Here is a 21,491-nt window from a genome sequence, read left to right as displayed (position 1 = left end):
TTCCTGCAGGTGCGGCGTGTTTGTTTTATTGCTAAGCACGCCGCACAGTCGTTAAGAAGTTTTACTCGCCGATCGAGGTGCCGTAAGCGCCGGCGTCAATCAATCGATCCGTGCCGGCATCGGCTGCGGGCTTGATCTTGAAGAGCCAGCTTTCGTACGGCGTGCCGTTGATCTGATCCGGCGAGCCGGTCAACGCATCGTTCGCGCCGACGATTTCGCCCGAAACGGGCGCGTAGATATCGGACGCGGCTTTTACTGATTCGATCACAGCAATGGCGTCGCCCGCAGCGACGGTCTTGCCGATCGGCGGCAATTCGACGAACACCACGTCGCCGAGTGCTTCCTGCGCGTGATCCGTGATGCCGACGGTAAAGGTGCCGTCTGATTCAGTGCGCACCCATTCGTGCGATTCGGTGTATTTGAGGTCGGCCGGGATGCTCATTCGGATGCTCCAATTTGTCTTTGAGGGTGGGACGTGCGTGGCTTTTTGCCGAGTATTCGGAAGCGGCTTAAAGTGCCGCCAGAACCTTGCCGTTGCGCACGAACGGCAGTTTTACCACGCTTGCCGGCAGTTGTTTGTCGCGGATGACGACGTGCACTTGATCGCCCGGTTTCACGTTCGCCGGCACCCGTGCAAACGCAATGGATTCCTGCATTGAAGGCGAGAATGTGCCGCTCGTGATCTCGCCTTCGCCGTCGGCCGTGACGACCTTTTGATGAGCACGAAGTACACCACCGGCGCGGCCGTTTTCCTTCTGCAGAATCAGGCCGACAAAGCGCGCCTTCGATCCATTTGCCTCGAGCGCCGCGCGTCCGACGAAAGCGCGATTTGCATCGGTCAGGTCGACGGTCCACGAAAGGCCGGCGTCGAGCGGCGAGACTTTATCGTCCATGTCCTGGCCGTAGAGGTTCATACCGGCTTCCAGACGCAGCGTGTCGCGTGCGCCGAGACCCGCCGGCTTTACGTCAAGCGCTACCAGCGCGTTCCAGAATTTTTCCACTTGCGTGGCCGGAACAATGATTTCGAAGCCGTCTTCGCCCGTGTAGCCGGTGCGCGCGAGCATCACGTCGCCGAATGACGATTCGGGAAATTGCACCGCGTTGAAGGGTTTGAGATCGGCGGTCGCTTCGCGCGTTTCCGGCAACACTTGCCAGACCTTTTCGCGCGCATTCGGACCTTGCACGGCGACGATCGCGAAATCGCGGCGCGGCGTGATCGTCAGGCCGAAGCCGCCTTCCGCATTCAGATGGCCGAACCACGCGATGTCTTTTTCGGCCGTGCCGGCGTTCACGACGACGCGGAAATTGTCATCGGCGAAGAAATAGACGATCAGGTCGTCAATCACGCCGCCGTCCGGGTTCAGCAAGCATGAATAAAGCGCCTTGCCTGGAACGGTCAACTTGTCGACGTTGTTCGCGATGGCGTACTTGAAGAATTCGCGCGCTTTGTCGCCGGTGAAATCGACGACGCGCATGTGGGACACGTCGAACATGCCTGCGTCGGTGCGCACCGCGTGGTGTTCGTCGATCTGCGAACCGTAGTTGACGGGCATGTCCCAGCCGCCGAAATCGACCATGCGCGCGTTGAGCGCGAGGTGCGTGGCGTGCAAGGGCGTGTGTTGAAGATCAGACATGGAGCGGGCCTCGGGCGTACGCGAAAACAAAAAAAGGCCATGCGACGAACCCGCTCGGAGCTGGGGCTTTTAAACGCAAAGCCCAAACCGCGTAGCGATCCGGTACATGACCCCTCTGTCCTCGGTACCTGAGAGATTGCACGTTGTTGAGCCGATGTTTCGACTTCCAACGCGCGCCCCTTCGGTGGGCAACTGGCCGTTACTGCCTGATCAGCCGATGCCGCTCTCCAGAGTGCGATTTTCCATTCGATGTTGCACAAACGGAATTTCGACGCAGCCGGTCCTTTTGCCTGAGAGTTTGTGGGTGTGCCCCTTCGGCGGCGCTCGATTGTTGTTCCAGATGCAACGAACACAACCAGCGCTCTCTCCCGACGCGTGCGGCGAATTTACGCGACCGATATACGAATGTCAAACGAGCTTTGCTGATAGCGCCATGAGAAAGACTAATGGCTGGCGGACGCTGGGAACGTCCGCCAGCGCGATCGAACTTACTGGATTGCGTGTTGAAGCCCGTCCAGCTCGCCGTTCAACGTGCGCTGTTCTTCGCCCGACAAACCGCCGCCGTGCTGCGAAGCCATGTCCCGCGACTCTTGCCGGATCACATCCAGGCGATGATGAAACGCATCGCCCTGTGGCGGCGGATAGAACCCTTGATTCACCCGCTGATCGACGTGATGCCAGAGCGAATTGATGCGGCCATTGACCTGATCCATCCGATGCACCGCCTCGGCATGCGGATCGGGACGCGCAGGCGCCTCGCGCACGACATCGACTTGGCGGGTTGGCTCGACGACGCACGCCGCGAGCGACCCCGCGAGCGCCACGCCAATGAGCGCACGTGCGCAACTTTGCTTGAGCGTCAGCATGAAAGTTCTCCCCTTCTGGTTTTTTAAGATAAGACCTGGACGACCGGAGAAGAACGGTCCGCGAGCGGCGCCGGCTGACGCCGGAGCGGCCCGCAAATGTAACGCTGTGTGTTTGAAAGTCCGGCGTGGGGCGTTTGTTATGGCTGCGGCGTAAAGTCCAGGCGGCGTCCTTCGGCGTTGCTCTGAATGGCAATATCGATGATCGTCATGACGTTGACGGCATCTTGCGCCGTGACGGGGAACGCCTTGCCATCGAGCACGGACGCCGCAAGCGATCGATAAAACTCAACATAAGCGCCATCGCGCGTGGCGAATTCCTGGCGCAGGTCGTGGTCGCCGTCGACTTCGCGCAAAAGGCCCGGCGGATTCTTGCCGAATTCCGTGTTGCCCGGGCGCAGACCGGCTTTCAGCTGGTCTTCCTGCACATCGAGTCCCGTCTTTACATAACTGCCGCGTGTGCCGTGAATGGCGAAGCGCGGCGGTTCGAGCGCGGCGAGCGCGGTCGCGTGCAGCACGATTTCCTTGTCCGGATAGCCAAGCAGCAAATGGACGTAATCCGGCGCGCTGGCGTGATCGCGATGCGCCTTGACGCTCGCGAAAACCGTCTGCGGCGCGCCGAAAAGCGCGAGCGCCTGATCGATGAGATGCGGCCCCAGATCGAACAACAGACCGCCGCCGCGCGATGCCTCCTCGCGCCAACGCTGCGGCACTTTCGGGCGGAACCGGTCGAAATGCGACTCGTAATGCGTCACTCGCCCGAGACGGCCGCTTTCGATCAGCGCGCGCACGGTCATGAAATCGCCGTCCCATCGGCGGTTGTGGAACGGCGCGAACAGCAAGCCGCGGGATTTGGCGAGATCGGCGAGCGTTTTGGCGTCTGCGCCGGAGAGCGTGACGGGTTTATCGACAACGATGTTCTTGCCCGCTTCGAGCGCCTTTTTGGCCATGTCGAAGTGCGTGTCGTTCGGCGTCGCGATCACGATGCAATCGATGTCGTCGAGCGCCAGCAGCGCGTCGAAATCCTCGACGATTTTCGCATTGGGATAATCGGCTTGCGCGCGCTCGGGCTTGCCCGTCGCGATGGCGGCGACCGTTGCACGGCCGCAGTGCTCGATCACGGGCGCGTGAAAAGTCTCGCCGGCAAAGCCATAGCCCATCAGGCCTACTTTTAGAATTGCTGTCATGCAGGCATCCTGTTTGTATTGGCGACGCCGGTATTGTGGCACGGGGCAGTTTCGGCCCGGAACGCCATCGGTCGAGCTCATTTTTCAAAGCGAAAGGGTCAGAACCAATGCCTTCGATCGACAGTTTCTTCCGTGTTAACATCGCGCTCTCGAAATCGAGCGGTTCACTTAACCGCACGATTTTTCTCGCTTTCTTGCTCACCAACGCGTAGCTCCGGCGGCTGAAACGTCCGCCCGATTTACGCATCTCAAAGTGTCCGAACGATGTCCGCAGCAGGTATGAACGCCGCGCAATCCGAAGCGGTGCGCTATCTCGATGGTCCGTGTCTCGTGCTCGCCGGCGCCGGCAGCGGCAAGACGCGCGTGATCACGCAGAAGATCGCGCATTTGATCGAAGGCAAGGGTTTCGAGCCCAAGCACATCGCCGCGCTGACCTTCACGAACAAGGCCGCGCTCGAAATGCGGGAACGCACGGCCAAGTTGCTCGAAGGGAAGACGCTGACCACGCCTGGCAAGGAAGGCCGTCGCGTGCCGGTGAATCAGCTGACCATCTCGACGTTTCACTCGCTCGGCGTCCAGATCATGCGGCAGGAAGCGGAGCACGTCGGCCTGAAACCGCAATTCTCGATCATGGATTCCAGCGATTGTTTCGGCATGGTCCAGGAACAGCTCGGAACCACGGACAAGGGCATGATCCGCAAGGTCCAATCGATCATCTCGCTGTGGAAAAACGGCATGGTGTCGCCGGATCAGGCGGCGGCGATGGCATCGAACGAGGACGAGATGCAGGCCGCGATTGTGTTCCGGAGCTATGTGGCGACGTTGCACGCGTATCAGGCGCTGGATTTCGATGACCTGATTCTCAAGCCCGCGCAGCTTTTCGCGGAGAACGAACAGGTTCGCGAAAAGTGGCAGAACCGGCTGCGTTACCTGCTGATCGATGAATATCAGGACACGAACGCCTGCCAATACGAGTTGCTGAAGCTGTTGGCCGGCCCGCGTGCGGCGTTCACGGCCGTAGGCGACGACGATCAGGCCATTTATGGCTGGCGCGGCGCGACGCTGGAAAACCTCGCACAATTGGGCAAGGATTTTCCGAAGCTGCATGTGGTGAAGCTCGAACAGAATTATCGATCGACGGTTCGCATTCTGACCGCCGCGAACAACGTGATCGCGAACAATCCCAAGCTGTTCGAGAAGAAGCTCTGGTCCGAACACGGCATGGGCGATTCCATCACGGTGACTGCCTGCAACGACGAAGAACACGAGGCCGAATCGGTCGTGTTCCGGTTATCGGCGCATAAATTCGAGCGGCGCTCGGCGTTTCGCGATTACGCGATTTTGTATCGCGGGAATTTCCAGGCGCGGATTTTCGAGCAAGTCTTGCGGCGCGAGCGGATTCCGTACGTGCTTTCCGGCGGCCAATCCTTTTTCGATAAAGCCGAGATCAAGGACATCGTCGCGTATCTGCGGTTGATCGCAAATCCCGACGACGATCCCGCTTTCATCCGCGCGATCACCACGCCGCGGCGCGGTGTCGGCAATACGACGCTCGAGGCGCTCGGCGCGTTCGCGGGCCAGGCGAAGGTTTCGTTGTTCGAGGCCGTGTTCATGGGCGGGATCGAGGCGCGTTTGTCGGCCCGGCAAGTCGAGCCGTTGCGCGCGTTTTGCGACTGGATGCAGCGTTTGTCCGACCGGGCGGGGCGTGATCCGGCGACCGAAGTGCTCGACGACATGATGGAAGCCATCCATTACGAGGCCTATCTCTACGATGCCCACGACGAGCGGCAAGCCCAGTCCAAATGGCAGAACGTGCTCGAATTCTGCGAGTGGCTGAAGAAGAAGGGCACGAAGCCGGAGGTAGCGGGCGCGGAAGCAACGGGCTACGACAATGCCGACGGTTTCGGCGATGAAGGCAAGAACCTGCTCGGCCTGATCCAGACGGTCGCGCTGATGTCCATGCTCGAAGGCAAGGACGAAAATCCCGATGCCGTAAGGTTATCGACGGTGCATGCATCGAAGGGACTCGAATATCCGCACGTTTTTCTGGTCGGCGTGGAAGAGGGAATCATGCCGCACCGTGGCAATCCGGACGCCGATGCCGATGCGCCTGTGGACACGGGCCGTATTGAGGAAGAGCGGCGGCTGATGTACGTCGCGATCACGCGTGCGCAGCGCAGTTTGCATCTGAACTGGTGCAAGAAGCGCAAGCGGGCGCGCGAGACGGTGGTCTGCGAGGCGTCGCGGTTTATCCCGGAAATGCTTCTCGACGATGCCCCGCCACCCACCGAAGAGGAAGCGCCGATGTCGCCGAAAGACCGGATGGCGAGGCTCAAGGAGCTGTTGCAGAAGCCGGCTTGATTTCGTCGCTGGATTAAAAAATCGGCCGAAAATCCGCCCTATTTCGACGCCGCAACCATGTAATCGACAGCGGCTTTTACGTCGGCATCGGATGCATTCGATCCACCCTTTGGCGGCATTGCGCCTTTACCGTGCAGCGCGTAGCCGTAGACGGTGTCCATTGGCTCTTTCAGGCGTGCGGCCCAAGCTTCCTTATCGCCGAATTTTGGCGCACCGAGCACGCCGGCGGCGTGACACGCCTGGCAAACCTGCGTGTACAGCGCCTTGCCAGCTTGCGATGCGTCCGCGCTTTGCGCACCTGCGGCGGGGGCCGAGCCTGCCTGCGGGACATTCGCCAAGGCGGCGACCGCCGCTGCGGCCTGGGCGTTATCGGTTGCTCCGGCCGCCGCGCCGCTGGCCGGACCTGCCGCTGCAGCCGAGGCGCCCGCTGCCGCGCCCGGCGCCGGTTGCGCGGGTTCGGCGAATTTTGCACCGCCGTCGTTAGCCATATAGACGACTGCCCGGGCGATTTCGAAGTCGCTATAGTCGTCGGGACTCGTGCCGCCGCGTGCCGGCATGCCGCCTTTGCCGTTGAGCGCGTTGTGAAGCAGCGTGTCGTAGCCTTCCGCGATGCGCGGCGCCCAATCGCCCGCATTGCCGAACTTCGGCGCGCCGGCTACGCCTGCCGTGTGACAGGTCGTGCAGACCGCCTTGAAGACTTCCTCGCCGGTTTTGTAGACGCGGGGGGCGTTGGCGGCGCGGATATCGACTTGTGCGACCGGGGCGATACGCTGGGCGACGGCGGCATCCGACAGCGAGTCGGTGCCGGCGCCGGTGCGGGTCGTGTTGTTGACGTAGACGGCCAGCAGGACGATCACGACGATAGGAATGGCGAACCCGGCGACGATTGCCGCGATGAGTTGGCCGGGCGTTTTGATCGGGACTCCGTGGGGTGCTTCACTCATGCTCGTCTCGTCTCCCTTTTTATTTGTGAGTCGGTCCAGCGACAGCGTGACAGCAGGGGCAGATCTCTCGAATGCTTTTAAACGTTTTCGCCAGCACGGTCGATTATAGACGGAACGTTTACGTGGCGGCGTGCTCGCAAAGGCTTGTCGCAGCGCGTGTTAACCCGGATTTTTGCGGTTTATGCCCAGGTTTCGCGAAGGGCGGGCATTTGACGTTAGAGGCCTCGCGATGGACGAACCGGCCGAAAACAGGTATTGTTTCGGACTCGCAGCGGTCCTGCCTCCATGATTTTGTATATGGAACGCGGAGCCCCTCGCTCATATGCGCCCGTAGCTCAATGGATAGAGTACTGCCCTCCGAAGGCAGGGGTTGCTGGTTCGATCCCAGCCGGGCGCACCAAGAATTAGCGCAAATCGAGTTGCCCGGTTATGCCGGGATCACATTTAGCTCCAAACGCATGCCAAGCGCTGCCAGCGCAGAAGCGATCGTATCGATTTTCGTTGCGTGCCCAAGATCAATTACACGGTTCACTTCCTGAGGGCGCGTGTGCATGCGTCGAGCCAGTTCGGCGGGCGTGACGTGTTGCGCGAGCATCGCATTTAATAACAGTACTTTTGCCGCGACGCTGGCGCGAAGCTCTATCAGTGTCTCCCCACGCTTTGCGTCGGAAGGCATTGGACCCGGGCGCTTGTCTTCAAAATAGAAATCCATCGCCGTCGCGAGCGCGTCCGTTGCCATTTCAATAGCTTCCTCGCGAGTGGCGCCTGCGGTAATGGCTTCGGGGATGTCGCGAAAGGTGACCGTAAAACCAGCCTCGTCGGCTTTGAGTCGGGCGGGATAGCGGAACATTATGTTTTCCTGTTTTCTTAGCACGGCGCCAGCCACGACGGGCTTGCAATCAATTAATGCCTAGTTGTTTGAGAATCGCCTTTCGGAGTGGTTCTGAAATTTCTTGGCTCGGATGCCTTGGTAGCGTGGTTTGCCGTCCGTTTAAGTAGACTTTTATGTGTCGGGTGCCATCTGTAAAAGTCGCGCCTTGCTTGAACCCGCTTTGCAACCGTCTCTGCATCGGTTCGAAGAAAACGTGCGTAGTTAAGTGGGCGCGGAAGCCGGGCAATCCAAACCTCGGCTCCGCGCGCCGCAAACAACGCATCGTAGCTACCCTCAACCTCCCAACCGGGCCGAAACAAGAGCCACCTCCGCCATTGACCCTTTCACTCCCGCCCCAAATCCCCGTCCGCCGATCCATCCGCGCCCCAATTTTCCCTTTACTTACAACGTCCTCTGACGCAGTAGGATTGCGGTTGCGCACTACGCAGCCACTTCAGAAAACGCGGTTTTAAACCACTAAGCCAGAAAAAAGGGGACACAAATGGGGCAGGCGAACGACCCCGTGCAGCGGCCGCGCGGCTACGTGTGGTCGCCGCATCGCGATCCGGAAAGGGAGCAGGCCACGCTCAGAGTCGCACTCGGCGGACTTGCCGCCGTCGCGTACGGCGCGCTGGCGTGGTTCGATCCGTCTCCCGCGGCCACGGCATGCTTTCGCGTGCTGGCGCTGTACATGGTCTATGGCGTTGCGAGCCGGGTGATCATCGGCTGGATGCCGCGTCATTCCGACGTGCGCCTCGCCATCACCACGATCGCGGATCAGGCGCTTCTCGCGCTGATACTTGCCGCCGGCGGCGCACTCGCACTGCCCATGCTCTGGGCCATCTTCCTTTTCCTGATCGGTGCGGGGGGACGTTACGGCAAAAGGACGCTGGCTTTATCGTGCGTCACGGCGCTTGTCGGCATAGCGGCGCTATCGATGCTGCAGCCATGGTGGCAACTCAATTGGCCAGCAGCGCTTGGGATTGGTTTGAGCGTGCTGGCGGCATCGGTTTATCTGAGCGTGCTGATCGGGCGGCTCGGCAACGCGAATCGCGACCTGGCGCTCCGGGCGGGCACCGATCCGCTTACCGGCCTGAGCAACCGGTACGCACTGGAACAAACCATCGGGCGGGCGGTGACGGCGGTATCGACGGGACAGGAGGGCGCAACGGCGTTGTTGCTGATCGATCTCGATGGCTTCAAGGAAGTCAACGATACCTACGGCCACGAAGTCGGCGACGTCGTGCTGCGAACCTTCGCGGATTCGCTGATACGCCGCGTGCGGACCACCGATACAGTCGCACGTCTCGGCGGCGATGAATTCGTGGTCCTCGCGCGCCACGTGACGGGCAGCCACGCCGTGCACACGGTCGCGAACGGGATTCACGCGGTGCTGGCTGAAATGACGTCGGTTCAGGACCGGATGGTGAATGTGTCGGCGAGTATTGGCGCGTGCCTGATCTCGCCGGACCTGAAATCCATCTACACCGATAACGCCGCACTCATGCGCGCGGCGGATCGTGCGATGTATCGTGCTAAAGCGCTCGGCAAAGGCCGGACGGTATTTGCCGAAGGCGCGGACTTTGAAGCGACTTGAGCCGCTTCAAAGGTCCTCGACTCAAGCCTCCACGCCCGACCACGCCTGTTCCCGCAACTTCGCCCGCAAACGCGCAACGGCCTGGCTATGCAACTGGCACACGCGCGATTCGCTGACTTCCATCACGGCGCCGATTTCGCGCAGATTCAAGCCCTTTTCGTAATACAGGCTCATCAGCAATTTTTCGCGCTCGGGCAATTTATCGATGGCTTCAACGAGTGCCGAACGCAAGCTGCCATCGAGCAAAGCGGAGAGCGGATCGGCTTTATCGACGCAATAACGGTCGAGGAAGGGCTCGTCATCCGATGACCGGTCGAAGTCTTCGTAATAGATCAGCTGGCTGCCGTGCAGGTCCTGCAACATGGTCTGGTATTCGTCGAGCGGCATCTTGAGATGCTCGGCGACTTCCTGTTCGCTTGCCGACCGGCCAAGATTCTGTTCGACCTTGTGCACCGCGGACTCGACTTCGCGCGAGGTCTTGCGCATGCTGCGCGGCAACCAGTCGTTGGCGCGCAACTCGTCGAGCATCGCGCCACGAATCCGCTGGCTGGCGTAGGTCTCGAACTGCGCGCCCTGGTCCTCTTTGTAGCGGCTGGCGGCATCGAGCAGACCGATCATGCCGGCCTGAATCAGATCGTCGAGATCCACGCTGGCCGGCATCTTGGCGACCAGTTGCAGACCCAGCCGGCGCACGAGCGGCGCGTAGCGGGTCAGGACCTCGGCTTGTGACAGTTTTCCCTGGGCGTTATACATCGCATTCACCTTTGTTCCTTCTTTTGCTTCGTCACACCGACGCCGGGCTGCGCATTGCAAACTCCGGCAACGTTGTTTCGGTGCGGCGCGAGGTCGCTCCCGGGTTGATCGAACGCTCGATATTGCGTGGCGTTTCCATATGGACGGCTTGCACCGGCCATTCGAAGTGCGAACTTTCTGGCATCGGCCAATACTGCAGGTCGGCCGCGATGTGACGGTAATCGCGCGCGGCAGCGGTCGTGGGGAATGCTTCGACCGCGCAGCGCGACAGTTCATGCGCCTTCGCCACGCGCGGATCTTCCGCCACGCATCCGGCCTGCATCAGCTGCACGGCAAGGTAGCGGCTGGCGACGCCGGCGAGGTTGTCGAAGGCGATTTGCGCATCGGCGGCGTTCTTCACGTGGTTGACCACGATCCGGAAGCGCGAGATGGCGTGTGCGTAATGCAGGCGCTTGATGCAGGCATACGCCTCGGTGATCGCGGCGGGCGCCACGCGCGTCACGATCACGAAGTCGTGCGCTTGGGCGGCGAGCGTGGACAGCGCGCCGCTGCGGTCCGGCTGGGTATCGATGAGAACGATATCAGCGGGGCCATCGAGCAAAATGCGGCAATGGGCGGCGTCGTGGCTGATGCGTTCGTCGCGGGGTGCGGCGATCATCGAAAAGCCGAACGGCGTACGCGTGACGGCGTCCTGCAAGAAGCGCTTGCCGGTCAGCACGGCGCCGAGCGCGCCCGTGGACGGCACGTTCGCCAACCTGCTTGCCGACATCGCGTTCTGCCGTTCATCGATAACCAGAACGTCCTTGCCTTGCGCCGCGAGCGCGGCCGCGAGGTTGACGACCGTCGAGGTGTTGCCGGTCCCGGGCATTCCGCCTACGGGCGCCCCACACACGGCGACCACTCGTGAACTGTTGCGCGTCAGCAGACGGCGCAAGCCTTCAGCCTGATCGGACACGAACTTATCCAAAGTGAACCTCATGCAGTTCGGTGGAAGCGCGCGCGGAGAGCGCGGACAGGAGCGGCGGCACGTCTTCGTCTTGCGGCACGAATGGCGAGCCGTCGCGCGGAATGCAGAACGCGCTTTTAATCAGGAAGCGCTTGGTCGCGACGTACAGGTTTTCCGGCACCTTCTGTCCCGTCGATACGTAATGCACCGGCAGCTTGTAGCGAATCACGGTATCGATCACGCCGCCCAGGTTCGTGGCTTCATCGAGCTTGGTCAGGATGCAGCCCGCGAGCGGCGGCTGGTCCGGCGTGCTTTGGTACGCCTGCACGACTTCGTTGAGCGTGTCGCCATGGCTGGTTGCGTTGAGCAGCAGCAGGCGTTGCACGGGCCGCCCGGCGCCGCACAGCATGGAGATGTGATCGGCAACGGTGCGGTCGCGCTGGCTCATGCCGATGGTATCGATCAGCACGATGTGCTTGTTGCGCAATTCGGAAAGCGCGAGTTGCAGGTCGGCTGCGTCCTTCACTGCGTGCACCGATACCCCGAGGATCTTGCCGAAAATGCGCAGTTGTTCGTGTGCGCCGATCCGGTAGCTGTCGGTCGTCAGGAGCGCGACCTTGCTCGCGCCGAAGCGCATCACGCAGCGCGCGGCGAGCTTCGCGGTAGTCGTCGTCTTGCCGACGCCCGTGGGACCCATCAGCGCGAAAACGCCGCCGCGGTTCATCATCGATTCTTCGCTGTCCATGACGGGCAGGTTGTTCTCGAGGACTTGCTGGACCCATTGCATCGATGCTTCCGCGTGTTCGATCTCCGGCATGTTGTCGATCAGCATGCGCACGAGTTGCGCCGAGAAACCGGCGGCGAACAGGCGCTTGGTGAGCGCGGCGTGATTCGGGCTGCGGCGCTGGCGGTCGCCCCACAACAAGCCGGCGAAGTGCTCTTCCATCATGCCGCGCATGGACGAGAGTTCGTGCATGACGGTGTCGTTGACGACCTGTTCCATGCGCGCACGGATAGCTTCAGTCACTGCCGCTGCCGCCGATGCCGGCAGGCCCGCGAACGCGCCTTCCTGCGTCATGCTGGCGGCGGGCGCCTGGACTTGCGCCGGCATCGGCATTTCAGCGGCCTGGCGCTGGGCGAGCTTGTTCTCGGCGCGGCGGGCGGCGAGCTGGGCGGCTTCGCGGGTCCATTCCGGGGCATCGGCCTTTTCACGCGTGTCTTGCGGCACGACGGTAACGGGACTTCCGAGGCCCTTGGCAATCGCCGCCGATGCACTCAGCGAACGCTGCGGCATGCCTTCGGTGACCGATTGCGCGACGCGGCGCGCGTGTTCGATCAGCCAGGGATTCGACTCGGCCATCGTGCGCGATGATTCCTGCGGCTCCTGCGCGTCCGGGCGGCGAACTTCAGGCTCGATATCGTCGAGCGGTTCCGGGTTTGCGCCGAACACCGACGAGAAGACATCGCCGCTTGCGTAGGGGTTGGCGTGATGAGCCGCAGGCGCGCTCGTGCTCACCGGCGCTTCTCTCAGCTTCAGTTCGCGCTGCTGCGCCGCCGCTTTCGGGGAAATCTTCGCGAGATCGCCGTCGGCCACGGCCACGATTTCGACGCTGCCGTCTTCCGTTACCCGGTTCGACAGGACCACCGCATCAGGACCCAGCGCCTCGCGCACGAGACGAAACGCGTCGCGACTTGTAGCACCGATGAATTTGCGGATGTTCATTTGACCCCCGTTGAGCTCGCGCCCACGCTGTTTTATTGCGGTTGAACGGTCGCGGTTGCTTGAGTCTTGCGCTCAAGCGACGTGCCGTTATCCAGTGAGTGAATTATTGCGTGGGGCGCTGCAACGCCATCGGCTGATAAGAGCCGGGAAAGCGGGGTAATTCGGGGGTTCGGAACTTGGCTTGTGCGCGAACGGGGGAAGCGCGTCAAACATCAGACAATTAGCTGTACTGCTTCGGGCTGCCAACCCAATTTCGGCGTGCGATGGCGTGTTCTTATTCACGGTGCGCGCCATTATGTCGCCAGCCGGTTTATCCATTCGCAATAAGGGCGTTATGCATTTGTGATAATGGTTTTATTAAATTTAGGAAACGAATGGAATTAACTTTAAAAGAAAATGAATAATCTTTAAATCCATCAAAATTCATTCGTGCGGCGGAAAGAACCTCCATATAATAATTCGACGGCTTATTCATATTGCATGCAATATCTGACGCAACATTTCGGGCCCTGACATTAATCAAGGAAAATTGAAATGCCACAAAGACAGTTTCAGGCTGAGCCATTCTCGTTACCGTTCGACCCAGCCACGACCGCATTGGTCGTGATCGACATGCAACGCGATTTCGTTGAGCCGGGTGGTTTCGGGGAAGCACTGGGTAACGATGTTTCGTTGGTGCGCAGCGCTATCGAACCATGCAAAAAAGTGTTGAAAGCTGCGCGTGACGCCCAGCTGCTGATCATCCACACGCGCGAAGGACATCGGGCGGATCTCGCCGATTGTCCGCCGGCCAAACTCACGCGTGGCGGCAAGCGTTTCATCGGCACGGACGGCCCCATGGGCCGCATCCTGGTGCGCGGCGAAGCGGGTCACGACATCATCCCCGAGCTTTATCCGGCGCTCGGCGAACCCATCATCGACAAACCCGGCAAGGGCGCGTTCTATGAAACCGACCTGCAGTTGATCCTGCAAAACCACGGCATCAAGACGCTCATCGTGTGCGGCGTGACCACCGAAGTCTGCGTGACGACCACGGTTCGCGAAGCCAATGACCGCGGTTATGAATGCATCATCCCGGCCGACTGCGTAGGTTCGTATTTCCCGGAATTCCAGAAGTCGGCGCTGGAAATGATCAAGGCGCAAGGCGCGATTTTCGGCTGGGTGAGCAATTCGGCTGGGGTTATCGATGGATTGCGCAGCTGATCTCAAGCTGACTTTTCAGGCTCCGGACCATGGCGCTCCTCACGTTCGAAGTGTCCTCCGTCGGCTATTTGGCCGAGCACGGCCCACGCGAAGCGCTGCGGTTCTGGGTGCACAGTCACTTTCAGCATGCGTTGAACCTGTCGTCGGCGAGCGGAGAGTTGCTGACCTTGCTGAGTCCGCGTTTCCAGAACTTGCCAACGGCTATCCGGATAGTCACGCCGCCGGGCTGGGACTGGCGCCATCAGTCGCGGCCGCGCGAGCCCGTGGTGCTGGAGGGCAACGTGTTGCGCGCTGCACGCTGGCGCGCCGATCTCAGCCGGGCGCCTTGCTGGCGGCCGAGCGCGGAAAAGGCGCCGGAGGCGTGTTCGCTCGATGCATTCCTCGGCGTCTATCCGGCGCTCGCGAGCCAGCTCATTACTTATTGCCGGCAGCGCGAGGTACGAAGCAATCTGCAATTGCTGCCGGGCTGGCCCTTGGACGGACGCGCGCCGCGCCTGGATGTCGCTGATGAAAAGCCGGCGCTGGACGCGGCCGTAGCCGAGTTGATCGGCTTCGGCACGGGGTTGACGCCCGATGGCGACGACTATCTTTTAGGTTATCTCGCGGCGTTACAGCCGTGGCAACACAATGAAGTTATTAGTGCGCATTTGAAACTGTTGCGGCCGGCAATCAAGAGTCAGCTGCATCGGACCACGAGTATCAGCCGGCATTATCTGACCCTCGGACTTCAGGGACATTATTCCGAACCCATTGATCATTTGATCAGCATTTTGATTCGCGGATCGCAAGTTCCGGATATTGCGATCGCCGCGAACAAAGTCATGGAATTCGGCGCGTCTTCTGGTGTGGATTGTCTCGGAGGTTTCTTGCATGGAATCAGGTCACTTCAAACGGTAGCGCAGGAAGAAACCCGCTGACTGGCAAAACTCAGCGAATAACTGTTCATCAGTTCGATGGCATTCGGCGTGTGCAACGCCGGATTCGCCAGGCCCCCATTCGGGCGCTTTTGAAGCATCGGGTGTAACGATCACCGGAATTGGAAATGAGCATAAGAACGAAGGTCTTCAAGAACATGTATCAGGACTCCGTCTCTCTGATGCAGATCTCGGCTCGCATCAGTGCGTTGCCGGATATCGAGCAGGCTTCGGTGGCAATGGGCACCGAGACCAACCTGGCGCAACTACGCGATGCGAATCTCGACGATGGCGTCAAGGCCGGTCCGAACGATCTGGTCATCGCCGTGCGTGGCGGTGACGCCGCCTGTGACGCCGCGCTCACGCTCGCCGAAGAAGCGCTGAGCGCAAAGCCGCAGGAATCGGGCGGTGACGGCGTGCGCCCGCCGCCGCTCGTGAGTCTTGAGATGGCGGCGGAGCTGGAAAACGCCTCGAACCTTGCGCTGATTTCCGTGCCCGGCGATTACGCTGCGGCCGAGGCGACCAAGGCGCTGCATCTGGGAATGTCGGTGATGCTCTTCAGCGACAACGTCAGCCTCGAGCAGGAACGCGCAATCAAGACCCTCGCCCGCGAGAAAAACCTGCTGGTGATGGGACCGGATTGCGGTACGGCCATCGTCAACGGCATGCCGCTCGGGTTCGCGAACGTGGTGCGGCGCGGGGCGATCGGTGTGGTGGCGGCATCGGGGACGGGGCTGCAGGAAGTGACGAGCCGTATCGACCAGTTGGGAGCCGGGATCTCGCAGGCGCTCGGTACCGGCGGGCACGACCTGCACGAGGAGATCGGCGGCATCTCCATGTTGTACGGACTCGACGCGCTCGCCCAAGATCCGGACACAAAGGTGATCGTGCTGATTTCGAAGCCGCCGGCGCCAGCCGTCGCGGAGAAGATCCTGGCGCGCGCGCGGGCGGCGGGAAAGCCGGTCGTCGTCAATTTTCTTGGCGCTAATGCGAGCGAGATGAACGTGCCCGGCATCACGCCCGCGCACACCCTGGCGGATGCGGCCGGCTTCGCCGTCGCGTTGCTGGCCGGAACCGCGCTGCCGGAATCGGTGGCGGTCGTGGCCGCGCCGGATGCCAAGCGTCTCGATGAATACAGCCGCACCATGCCGCCCATCCGCCGTTTCGTTCGCGGGGTGTTTGCCGGCGGCACGTTCTGCTACGAAAGCCAGTTGCTGCTGCGCGAACGCGGATTTCCGGCTTCATCGAATACGCCGGTTGCACAGAACACCAAACTCGAGGACATCTGGCGCAGCTCCGGCCACACGCTGGTCGACATGGGCGACGACGATTTCACGCGCGGCCGCCCGCATCCGATGATCGATCCAACGCTGCGCAACCAACGCGTTCTCTCTGAATTGAACGATGCTCAAACCGCCGTCGTCCTCTTCGACCTCGTGTTGGGCTACGGCGCGTCGATGGACCCCGCAACCGAGTTGCTCTCGCTGATCGAACACGCGCGTTTGCAAGCGGCCGGACGCGATCTGCCGGTGCTGATCTCGCACGTTTGCGGCACGCAGGCCGACCCGCAAGTCCGAAGCCGCCAAGTCGATATCTTGCGCGAAGCCCGCGTGCTGGTCGCGGGTTGCAACGCGCAAGCCGCGCTCTGGGCTTGCCACGTCGCTCAAATCCAGGCGCAAAAATAACGGAACCATGATGAATACGCTATTCCAACAGCCACTGCATGTGGTCAACGCGGGCTTGAGCAGTTTCGCCGATAACCTCGCGCTCGCCGGCGGCGACGTGATCAACCTGAGCTGGCAGCCGCCCGCGCTTGGCGACGTTGATGCGGGGCTCGCGCTCGCGTCGCTGATCCGCCATCCGCTGGTCGAGCAGGCCAACGAGCAGGCGTTCCATCAATACATTGCGGCGCAACCGGTGCTTGTCGACGTGATGACCGCGTCGAGCGCGATCAGCGCAATGTCGCAGAGGAAGCTGATCCTGCACGCGGGGCCGCCTATCGACTGGCCGAACATGTGCGGGCCGGTGAAGGGCGCGATCATCGGCGCGATCCTTTTTGAAGGCTGGGCTCCGACGCATGAAGCCGCCGAAAAAATGGCGCAGGACGGCGCGATCCGCTTCGAGCCGTGTCATCACTTTGGCGCAGTCGGTCCGATGGCCGGCATCATCAGCCCGTCGATGCCGCTGTGGGTCATCGAAAACAAGACGAACGGCCGCCGCACGTTCAGCAACTTCAACGAAGGGCTCGGCAAGGTGCTGCGCTTCGGCGCGAACAATGGCGAAGTGCTCGACCGTCTTCACTGGATGAAAGACGAACTCGCGCCCGCATTGAAGGCCGCGCTGAAGGTGCTCGGCGAAGTCGAACTCAAGCCGATGATGGCGCAAGCACTGCACATGGGCGACGAAGTGCATAACCGCAACGCCGCCGCCACGGGATTGCTCGTCAAACGGCTGATTCCCGCATTGCTGTCCAGCGGTTTGCCAATCGACACCATCCAGCGCGTGACGGCGTTCATTGTGGGGAATGATCACTTCTTCCTGAATCTTTCGATGGCCGCCTGCAAGGCGATGATGGACGCCGCCCACAACGTCCCCTTCAGTTCCATGATCACCGTCATGGCGCGCAACGGCGTGAACTTCGGCATTCAGATGTCGGGCACCGGCGACCGCTGGTTCCAGGCACCGGCCAATCCGGTCGAAGGCCTGTTCTTTCCGGGATACGGCGTGGAGGACGCGGCCGCCGATCTTGGCGACAGCGCCATCACCGAAACAGCCGGCGTGGGCGGATTCGCCATGGCGTCGTCGCCGGCTATCGTCAAGTTCGTGGGGGGAACGCCCGCCGATGCCACGAACAACAGCCGCCGCATGCAGGCGATCACGATCGGCGGGAATCCCGCGTTCACGCTGCCGGCGCTGAATTTCGCGCCGACAGCCGCGGGCATCGATGCACGCAAGGTCGTCGACCGCGGCATCCTGCCGATCATCAACACGGGCATTGCGCACAAGCAGGCGGGCGTCGGGCAAATCGGCGCGGGGATTACCACGGCGCCGATGCCGGGGTTTATCGATGCAATTCGCGCGCTGGCCGAATACGTTTAATCCACACTGGGACGCAACATGACGAAGCCTCTGGCGATCGTCGCGGTTGGCGGAAATGCGCTGATTCGCGACGACGAACACAATAGTATTCCTGATCAATACGAAGCCGTGGTCGAGAGCGCGGGACACATCGCCGAAATGATCGCGGCCGGGTGGGATCTGGTGCTCACGCACGGCAACGGGCCGCAGGTCGGCTTCATTCTGCGGCGCTCCGAAATCGCCGCCGACGAAGTCCGTCCCGTGCCGCTCGACTATGCGGTCGGCGATACGCAGGGCGCTATTGGCTATATGTTTCAGAAGGCGTTGAGTAACGAGTTGCGTCGGCGGGGAATCGACCGGCGCGTGGTGACCGTCGTCACGCAAACGCGCGTAAGCCGCGACGATCCGGCGTTCCGCAATCCGGCAAAACCCATCGGCGCTTTCTTCGATGAACCCACCGCCCGCAAGCGTCAGCAGGAACTTGGGTGGACGCTGATGGAAGACGCGGGACGCGGATGGCGCCGTACGGTGGCGTCGCCCCAACCGCTCGAAATCATGGAGCGCGAGGTGATTGCGTCGCTGCTGGCGCAGGGTTGCATCGTGATTGCGTGCGGAGGCGGCGGCATTCCGGTTTTGGTTGATGAGAAGCAGCAGATCTCGGGCGTGGAAGCGGTTATCGATAAAGACCTGGCTTCCGCGCTGCTCGCTGAACAGCTGGGCGCTGATCTGCTTCTGATTCCCACGGGCGTTGAACAGGTCGCGATCAACTTTGGCAAACCGGATCAGCGCTGGCTCGACACGTTGAGTCTTGAAGAAGCGAAAACCTTGATAGCGCAGGATCAATTCGGCGCGGGAAGCATGTTGCCGAAGATCGAAGCAATCATGCGTTTTGTTGCGTATAGCCGGGCGAGCGGCGGCAACGGGAAAGGCTTGATCACGAGCCCTGAAGCGATTCATCGTGCGCTCGATCAAAAAACCGGTACGTGGATCACGCAATAAGCGTTCTTTGATCACATATTAATTATTTAGCAATCCAGATTTTTAAACATATAACAAAGGCATATCGATTATGGAAACCACCTTGCTCGCCGTCAACGGCACGCTCATGCGCGGACTGGAACTGAACCCGAACATGATGGCCGCGCAGGGCGTCTTCGTTCGCGAGGATCAAACCGATGCGCACTACCGGATCTGGAGCATCGGCGATCGTCATCCGGGGATGATTCGCGTCGCCGAAGGCGGAACGTCCGTCGCGCTCGAGATTTGGGCATTGCCGCTGGTTTCGTTTGCGGGTTTGTTGCTGAGCGAGCCGTCGGGATTGTCGATCGGCAAGGTCACGTTGCGCGATGGCACCCAGGTGCTTGGCGTCCTTGCCGAACCGTGGCTCGTCGAAAACCAGAAGGAGATCACCTCGCACGGCAGTTGGCGCGCGTACACCGGCCATTTCTATTCCGCGTGAAACGCACGAGCACTGAGGACTATTTGTATGCGCGAAACTAGCGAACGTTTGAATACTGCGCCCGGACATCGCATTGCCATGATTTTATTGGGCATTGCGGTGACGCCGGTGCTGCTTTCATCGTCGAGTCTGGGCAGTCAGTTGTCCAGTTCGGCTCTCATCAAGGTGGTGGTGATTGGCAGCATCATCCTGACCATCTTGTCGATCATCACCATTTGCGTGGGTGAGAAAGCGCGATTGCCGACGTATGGAATCGTGAAGTACCCGTTCGGCGAAAAAGGCGCGATCGCGATCAACATTCTTCTTGCCGTCAGCTTGTTCGGATGGATTGCCGTCACGGCCAACATGTTCGGTCATTCCGTGCACGACCTTCTGGCGCAGCACGGGCTCAACCTGCCGGTACCCGTTCTGGTCGCCATAGGATGCGTGATCTTCGTCGCCGCGACCGCGTTTGGTTTCGAGTTATTGGGCAAGGTTGCGCAGTTCGCGGTGCCCGTCATTGCGTTGATGCTCGCGTATTGTCTTTATGTCGCAGCGCACGGGCAGGTTGAGATACCGGCGCGTCTTGCCGAGATGAATACGGGCGTGGCGGTATCGACGGTTGTGGGCACGATCATCGTTCTGGTCGCCACGTTGCCGGATTTCGGCAGTTTCGTGCATGACCGCAAGCATGCGGTGCTGGGCGCGGGACTGACGTTTCTGATTGCTTATCCGTTGCTGTATTGGGCGGGTGCGACGCCGAGCGGAATGACGGGACAGAGTTCGTTGCTCGGATCGATGGCCGTGTTCGGGGCTGTTCTTCCGGCCGCGCTGCTTTTGATTTTCGCGACGGTCACGGGTAATGCCGGGAATATGTTCCAGGGGACGCTGGTTGTATCGACGTTGTTCACGCGGTTTCCCAAATGGCAGATCACCGTTGCGCTGGGCGTTCTTGCTGTGATTGTGGGGAGCATGGACATCATGGGATGGTTCATCCCGTTCTTGCTGTTTCTCGGGATTGCGACACCGCCGGTGGCGGGGATTTATATTGCGGATTTTTTGCTGTATCGCCGTGCGGGGTATGACGAGAAGGTGCTTGCTGATGAGTCGCAGATCAAGGTGATGACTTTTGTTGCGTGGATCATCGGGTCGTTGGTCGGGTTTATGACGGTGAAGGATGTTTTTACCTTCACGAGCATTCCATCGATTGATTCTATTTTGGGCGCTTGCGCGTGTTATGGGGTTTTTAGCCGGATTTCACGGAAAGGCCGCTAGCGCTTGGATGCGGGGGAGGGGTTGGGGTTGGGTTGCTGCTTTTTAGGCTACCGCGCGTTCGTTTCTAGCTGTTCTCTCTAGCACTATTAGCCACTGTCCGTGGCGGGACTTCATTTCTTTGTCCAACGGCGACAAAGAAACGAAGCAAAGAAAACGCCTTTCAACAATCGGCACATAAGTGTCCAAAGCGTGCATTTACAACGATTTGGTACTCCAAAAGCACGCTCAGCGCATAACCCCGGACAGTTGAAACCCTCCCCCTCCGAACACAGATACCCACACGCTTCGCCACCAGTGTGGGAATCCGTTAATACGGACACCTGGTCTGCGCATAACAATGAAATAGCCCTTAACGAGTTCAAAGCATCTTGGATTCGAGACTTCGTCACCGGTACAGCGGACCCTTTGGTTTGGGCGCCAGCGCGCGCAGCGCGGAGGCCTGGTTAACGGATTACCACACTGGTGGCGAAGCGTGTGGGTTGCCTTTGACGGAGGGGGAGGGTTTCAACTGTCCGGCGTTATGCGCTGAGCGTGCTTTTGGGGTCCCAAATAGTTGTCACTGCACGCTGTGGACACTTAAGAATTAGCGGTTGAAAGGCGTTTTCTTTGCTTCGTTTCTTTGTCGCCGTTTGTGTTTAGACCGGAGACATAGTTGACACTTGTACGAGGACATAGCTGACACATTTCATAGTGAGATCAGGGGC

General features: G+C 60.6%; 19 protein-coding genes, 1 tRNA gene and 2 riboswitches. Of the genes, 10 read left to right on the top strand and 10 right to left on the bottom strand.

The window, feature by feature from the left end; translation table 11 throughout:
- Window positions 1-61: 61 nt before the first annotated feature.
- The 4 genes from gcvH to HB633_RS20700 all read right to left on the bottom strand — a co-directional run bounded on the left by gcvH (window position 62) and on the right by HB633_RS20700 (window position 3,684).
- Entirely contained in the window at window positions 62-442 is a 381-nt protein-coding gene (gene gcvH / locus HB633_RS20715) for a glycine cleavage system protein GcvH (protein WP_213780040.1), read from the bottom strand.
- Between the two features lie 67 nt (window positions 443-509).
- A complete protein-coding gene (gcvT, locus tag HB633_RS20710) occupies window positions 510-1,634 on the bottom strand; it encodes a glycine cleavage system aminomethyltransferase GcvT (RefSeq protein ID WP_213780039.1) in 1,125 nt (374 codons plus the stop codon).
- Between the two features lie 105 nt (window positions 1,635-1,739).
- A riboswitch (glycine riboswitch) is annotated at window positions 1,740-1,875 on the bottom strand.
- A 26-nt stretch (window positions 1,876-1,901) separates the two neighbouring features.
- A riboswitch (glycine riboswitch) is annotated at window positions 1,902-2,015 on the bottom strand.
- 107 nt (window positions 2,016-2,122) lie between these two features.
- Entirely contained in the window at window positions 2,123-2,500 is a 378-nt protein-coding gene (locus HB633_RS20705) for a hypothetical protein (RefSeq protein ID WP_213780038.1), read from the bottom strand.
- A 137-nt stretch (window positions 2,501-2,637) separates the two neighbouring features.
- A complete protein-coding gene (locus HB633_RS20700) occupies window positions 2,638-3,684 on the bottom strand; it encodes an oxidoreductase (protein ID WP_213780037.1) in 1,047 nt (348 codons plus the stop codon).
- A gap of 264 nt (window positions 3,685-3,948) precedes the next feature.
- On the opposite strand from HB633_RS20700, the gene HB633_RS20695 reads away from it, so the two are divergent.
- Window positions 3,949-6,045, top strand: a complete 2,097-nt coding sequence (locus HB633_RS20695; protein WP_213780036.1) for a UvrD-helicase domain-containing protein — start codon at window positions 3,949-3,951, stop codon at window positions 6,043-6,045.
- A 38-nt stretch (window positions 6,046-6,083) separates the two neighbouring features.
- On the opposite strand, the gene HB633_RS20690 is transcribed toward HB633_RS20695, so the two are convergent.
- Complete coding sequence (locus tag HB633_RS20690) at window positions 6,084-6,989, bottom strand: c-type cytochrome (protein ID WP_213780035.1); 906 nt, start codon at window positions 6,987-6,989, stop codon at window positions 6,084-6,086.
- Window positions 6,990-7,313: 324 nt separating this feature from the next.
- On the opposite strand from HB633_RS20690, the gene HB633_RS20685 reads away from it, so the two are divergent.
- Window positions 7,314-7,389, top strand: a tRNA-Arg gene (locus tag HB633_RS20685).
- 27 nt (window positions 7,390-7,416) lie between these two features.
- Here HB633_RS20685 and HB633_RS20680 read toward each other — a convergent pair.
- Both HB633_RS20680 and HB633_RS30975 read right to left on the bottom strand, forming a co-directional pair.
- The gene (locus tag HB633_RS20680) at window positions 7,417-7,839 is read right to left on the bottom strand and encodes a type II toxin-antitoxin system HicB family antitoxin (RefSeq protein ID WP_213780034.1); all 423 of its coding nucleotides are present in this window, start codon (window positions 7,837-7,839) and stop codon (window positions 7,417-7,419) included.
- Between the two features lie 49 nt (window positions 7,840-7,888).
- On the bottom strand, window positions 7,889-8,059 hold the full coding sequence (locus HB633_RS30975; RefSeq protein WP_255581051.1) for a type II toxin-antitoxin system HicA family toxin: 171 nt from the start codon (window positions 8,057-8,059) through the stop codon (window positions 7,889-7,891).
- A gap of 303 nt (window positions 8,060-8,362) precedes the next feature.
- On the opposite strand from HB633_RS30975, the gene HB633_RS20675 reads away from it, so the two are divergent.
- A complete protein-coding gene (locus tag HB633_RS20675; RefSeq protein WP_213780033.1) occupies window positions 8,363-9,457 on the top strand; it encodes a GGDEF domain-containing protein in 1,095 nt (364 codons plus the stop codon).
- Window positions 9,458-9,478: 21 nt separating this feature from the next.
- Here HB633_RS20675 and HB633_RS20670 read toward each other — a convergent pair whose 3' ends face one another.
- The 3 genes from HB633_RS20670 to flhF are packed head-to-tail and all read right to left on the bottom strand — an operon-like array spanning window position 9,479 to window position 12,879.
- Window positions 9,479-10,210, bottom strand: a complete 732-nt coding sequence (locus HB633_RS20670; RefSeq protein ID WP_056364589.1) for an RNA polymerase sigma factor FliA — start codon at window positions 10,208-10,210, stop codon at window positions 9,479-9,481.
- Window positions 10,211-10,241: 31 nt separating this feature from the next.
- The gene (locus HB633_RS20665; protein WP_213780239.1) at window positions 10,242-11,177 is read right to left on the bottom strand and encodes a MinD/ParA family protein; all 936 of its coding nucleotides are present in this window, start codon (window positions 11,175-11,177) and stop codon (window positions 10,242-10,244) included.
- Window positions 11,170-12,879 carry a flagellar biosynthesis protein FlhF gene (flhF, locus tag HB633_RS20660; RefSeq protein ID WP_213780032.1) on the bottom strand — a complete coding sequence of 570 codons (1,710 nt, stop codon included), beginning with the start codon at window positions 12,877-12,879 and terminating at the stop codon, window positions 11,170-11,172. Before flhF ends, HB633_RS20665 begins: the two co-directional genes overlap by 8 nt.
- A 534-nt stretch (window positions 12,880-13,413) precedes the next feature.
- Between flhF and HB633_RS20655 the strand changes: the two genes are divergently transcribed.
- From HB633_RS20655 to HB633_RS20625, 7 genes are all read left to right on the top strand, one after another.
- On the top strand, window positions 13,414-14,082 hold the full coding sequence (locus HB633_RS20655) for a cysteine hydrolase (protein WP_213780031.1): 669 nt from the start codon (window positions 13,414-13,416) through the stop codon (window positions 14,080-14,082).
- 29 nt (window positions 14,083-14,111) lie between these two features.
- Window positions 14,112-14,999: a DUF2877 domain-containing protein gene (locus HB633_RS20650; RefSeq protein ID WP_213780030.1), complete on the top strand. Its 888-nt coding sequence runs from the start codon at window positions 14,112-14,114 to the stop codon at window positions 14,997-14,999.
- A gap of 125 nt (window positions 15,000-15,124) precedes the next feature.
- Window positions 15,125-16,681 (top strand): acyl-CoA synthetase FdrA, encoded by a 1,557-nt coding sequence (fdrA, locus tag HB633_RS20645; protein ID WP_213780029.1) that lies wholly within the window; start codon window positions 15,125-15,127, stop codon window positions 16,679-16,681.
- A 10-nt stretch (window positions 16,682-16,691) separates the two neighbouring features.
- Window positions 16,692-18,095: a DUF1116 domain-containing protein gene (locus tag HB633_RS20640; RefSeq protein WP_213780028.1), complete on the top strand. Its 1,404-nt coding sequence runs from the start codon at window positions 16,692-16,694 to the stop codon at window positions 18,093-18,095.
- An 18-nt stretch (window positions 18,096-18,113) separates the two neighbouring features.
- Window positions 18,114-19,073 (top strand): carbamate kinase, encoded by a 960-nt coding sequence (gene arcC, locus HB633_RS20635; protein WP_213780027.1) that lies wholly within the window; start codon window positions 18,114-18,116, stop codon window positions 19,071-19,073.
- 70 nt (window positions 19,074-19,143) lie between these two features.
- Window positions 19,144-19,533: a glutamyl-tRNA amidotransferase gene (locus HB633_RS20630; RefSeq protein WP_218626818.1), complete on the top strand. Its 390-nt coding sequence runs from the start codon at window positions 19,144-19,146 to the stop codon at window positions 19,531-19,533.
- 78 nt (window positions 19,534-19,611) lie between these two features.
- Window positions 19,612-20,787 (top strand): cytosine permease, encoded by a 1,176-nt coding sequence (locus HB633_RS20625; RefSeq protein ID WP_255581044.1) that lies wholly within the window; start codon window positions 19,612-19,614, stop codon window positions 20,785-20,787.
- Window positions 20,788-21,491: the final 704 nt, after the last annotated feature.

The organism is Caballeronia sp. dw_276, from assembly GCF_018449635.1.
Classification (GTDB): Bacteria; Pseudomonadota; Gammaproteobacteria; order Burkholderiales; family Burkholderiaceae; genus Caballeronia.
This window is presented reverse-complemented; position numbering and strand designations above follow the sequence as displayed.

Excerpts from the sequence above, each read along its gene's own strand:
- gcvH (WP_213780040.1), bottom strand. The coding sequence starts at position 442 with ATGAGCATCCCGGCCGACCTCAAATACACCGAATCGCACGAATGGGTG.
- gcvT (WP_213780039.1), bottom strand. The coding sequence starts at position 1,634 with ATGTCTGATCTTCAACACACGCCCTTGCACGCCACGCACCTCGCGCTC.
- HB633_RS20705 (WP_213780038.1), bottom strand. The coding sequence starts at position 2,500 with ATGCTGACGCTCAAGCAAAGTTGCGCACGTGCGCTCATTGGCGTGGCG.
- HB633_RS20700 (WP_213780037.1), bottom strand. The coding sequence starts at position 3,684 with ATGACAGCAATTCTAAAAGTAGGCCTGATGGGCTATGGCTTTGCCGGC.
- HB633_RS20695 (WP_213780036.1), top strand. The coding sequence starts at position 3,949 with ATGTCCGCAGCAGGTATGAACGCCGCGCAATCCGAAGCGGTGCGCTAT.
- HB633_RS20690 (WP_213780035.1), bottom strand. The coding sequence starts at position 6,989 with ATGAGTGAAGCACCCCACGGAGTCCCGATCAAAACGCCCGGCCAACTC.
- HB633_RS20680 (WP_213780034.1), bottom strand. The coding sequence starts at position 7,839 with ATGTTCCGCTATCCCGCCCGACTCAAAGCCGACGAGGCTGGTTTTACG.
- HB633_RS30975 (WP_255581051.1), bottom strand. The coding sequence starts at position 8,059 with ATGCAGAGACGGTTGCAAAGCGGGTTCAAGCAAGGCGCGACTTTTACA.
- HB633_RS20675 (WP_213780033.1), top strand. The coding sequence starts at position 8,363 with ATGGGGCAGGCGAACGACCCCGTGCAGCGGCCGCGCGGCTACGTGTGG.
- HB633_RS20670 (WP_056364589.1), bottom strand. The coding sequence starts at position 10,210 with ATGTATAACGCCCAGGGAAAACTGTCACAAGCCGAGGTCCTGACCCGC.
- flhF (WP_213780032.1), bottom strand. The coding sequence starts at position 12,879 with ATGAACATCCGCAAATTCATCGGTGCTACAAGTCGCGACGCGTTTCGT.
- HB633_RS20655 (WP_213780031.1), top strand. The coding sequence starts at position 13,414 with ATGCCACAAAGACAGTTTCAGGCTGAGCCATTCTCGTTACCGTTCGAC.
- HB633_RS20650 (WP_213780030.1), top strand. The coding sequence starts at position 14,112 with ATGGCGCTCCTCACGTTCGAAGTGTCCTCCGTCGGCTATTTGGCCGAG.
- fdrA (WP_213780029.1), top strand. The coding sequence starts at position 15,125 with ATGAGCATAAGAACGAAGGTCTTCAAGAACATGTATCAGGACTCCGTC.
- HB633_RS20640 (WP_213780028.1), top strand. The coding sequence starts at position 16,692 with ATGAATACGCTATTCCAACAGCCACTGCATGTGGTCAACGCGGGCTTG.
- arcC (WP_213780027.1), top strand. The coding sequence starts at position 18,114 with ATGACGAAGCCTCTGGCGATCGTCGCGGTTGGCGGAAATGCGCTGATT.
- HB633_RS20630 (WP_218626818.1), top strand. The coding sequence starts at position 19,144 with ATGGAAACCACCTTGCTCGCCGTCAACGGCACGCTCATGCGCGGACTG.
- HB633_RS20625 (WP_255581044.1), top strand. The coding sequence starts at position 19,612 with ATGATTTTATTGGGCATTGCGGTGACGCCGGTGCTGCTTTCATCGTCG.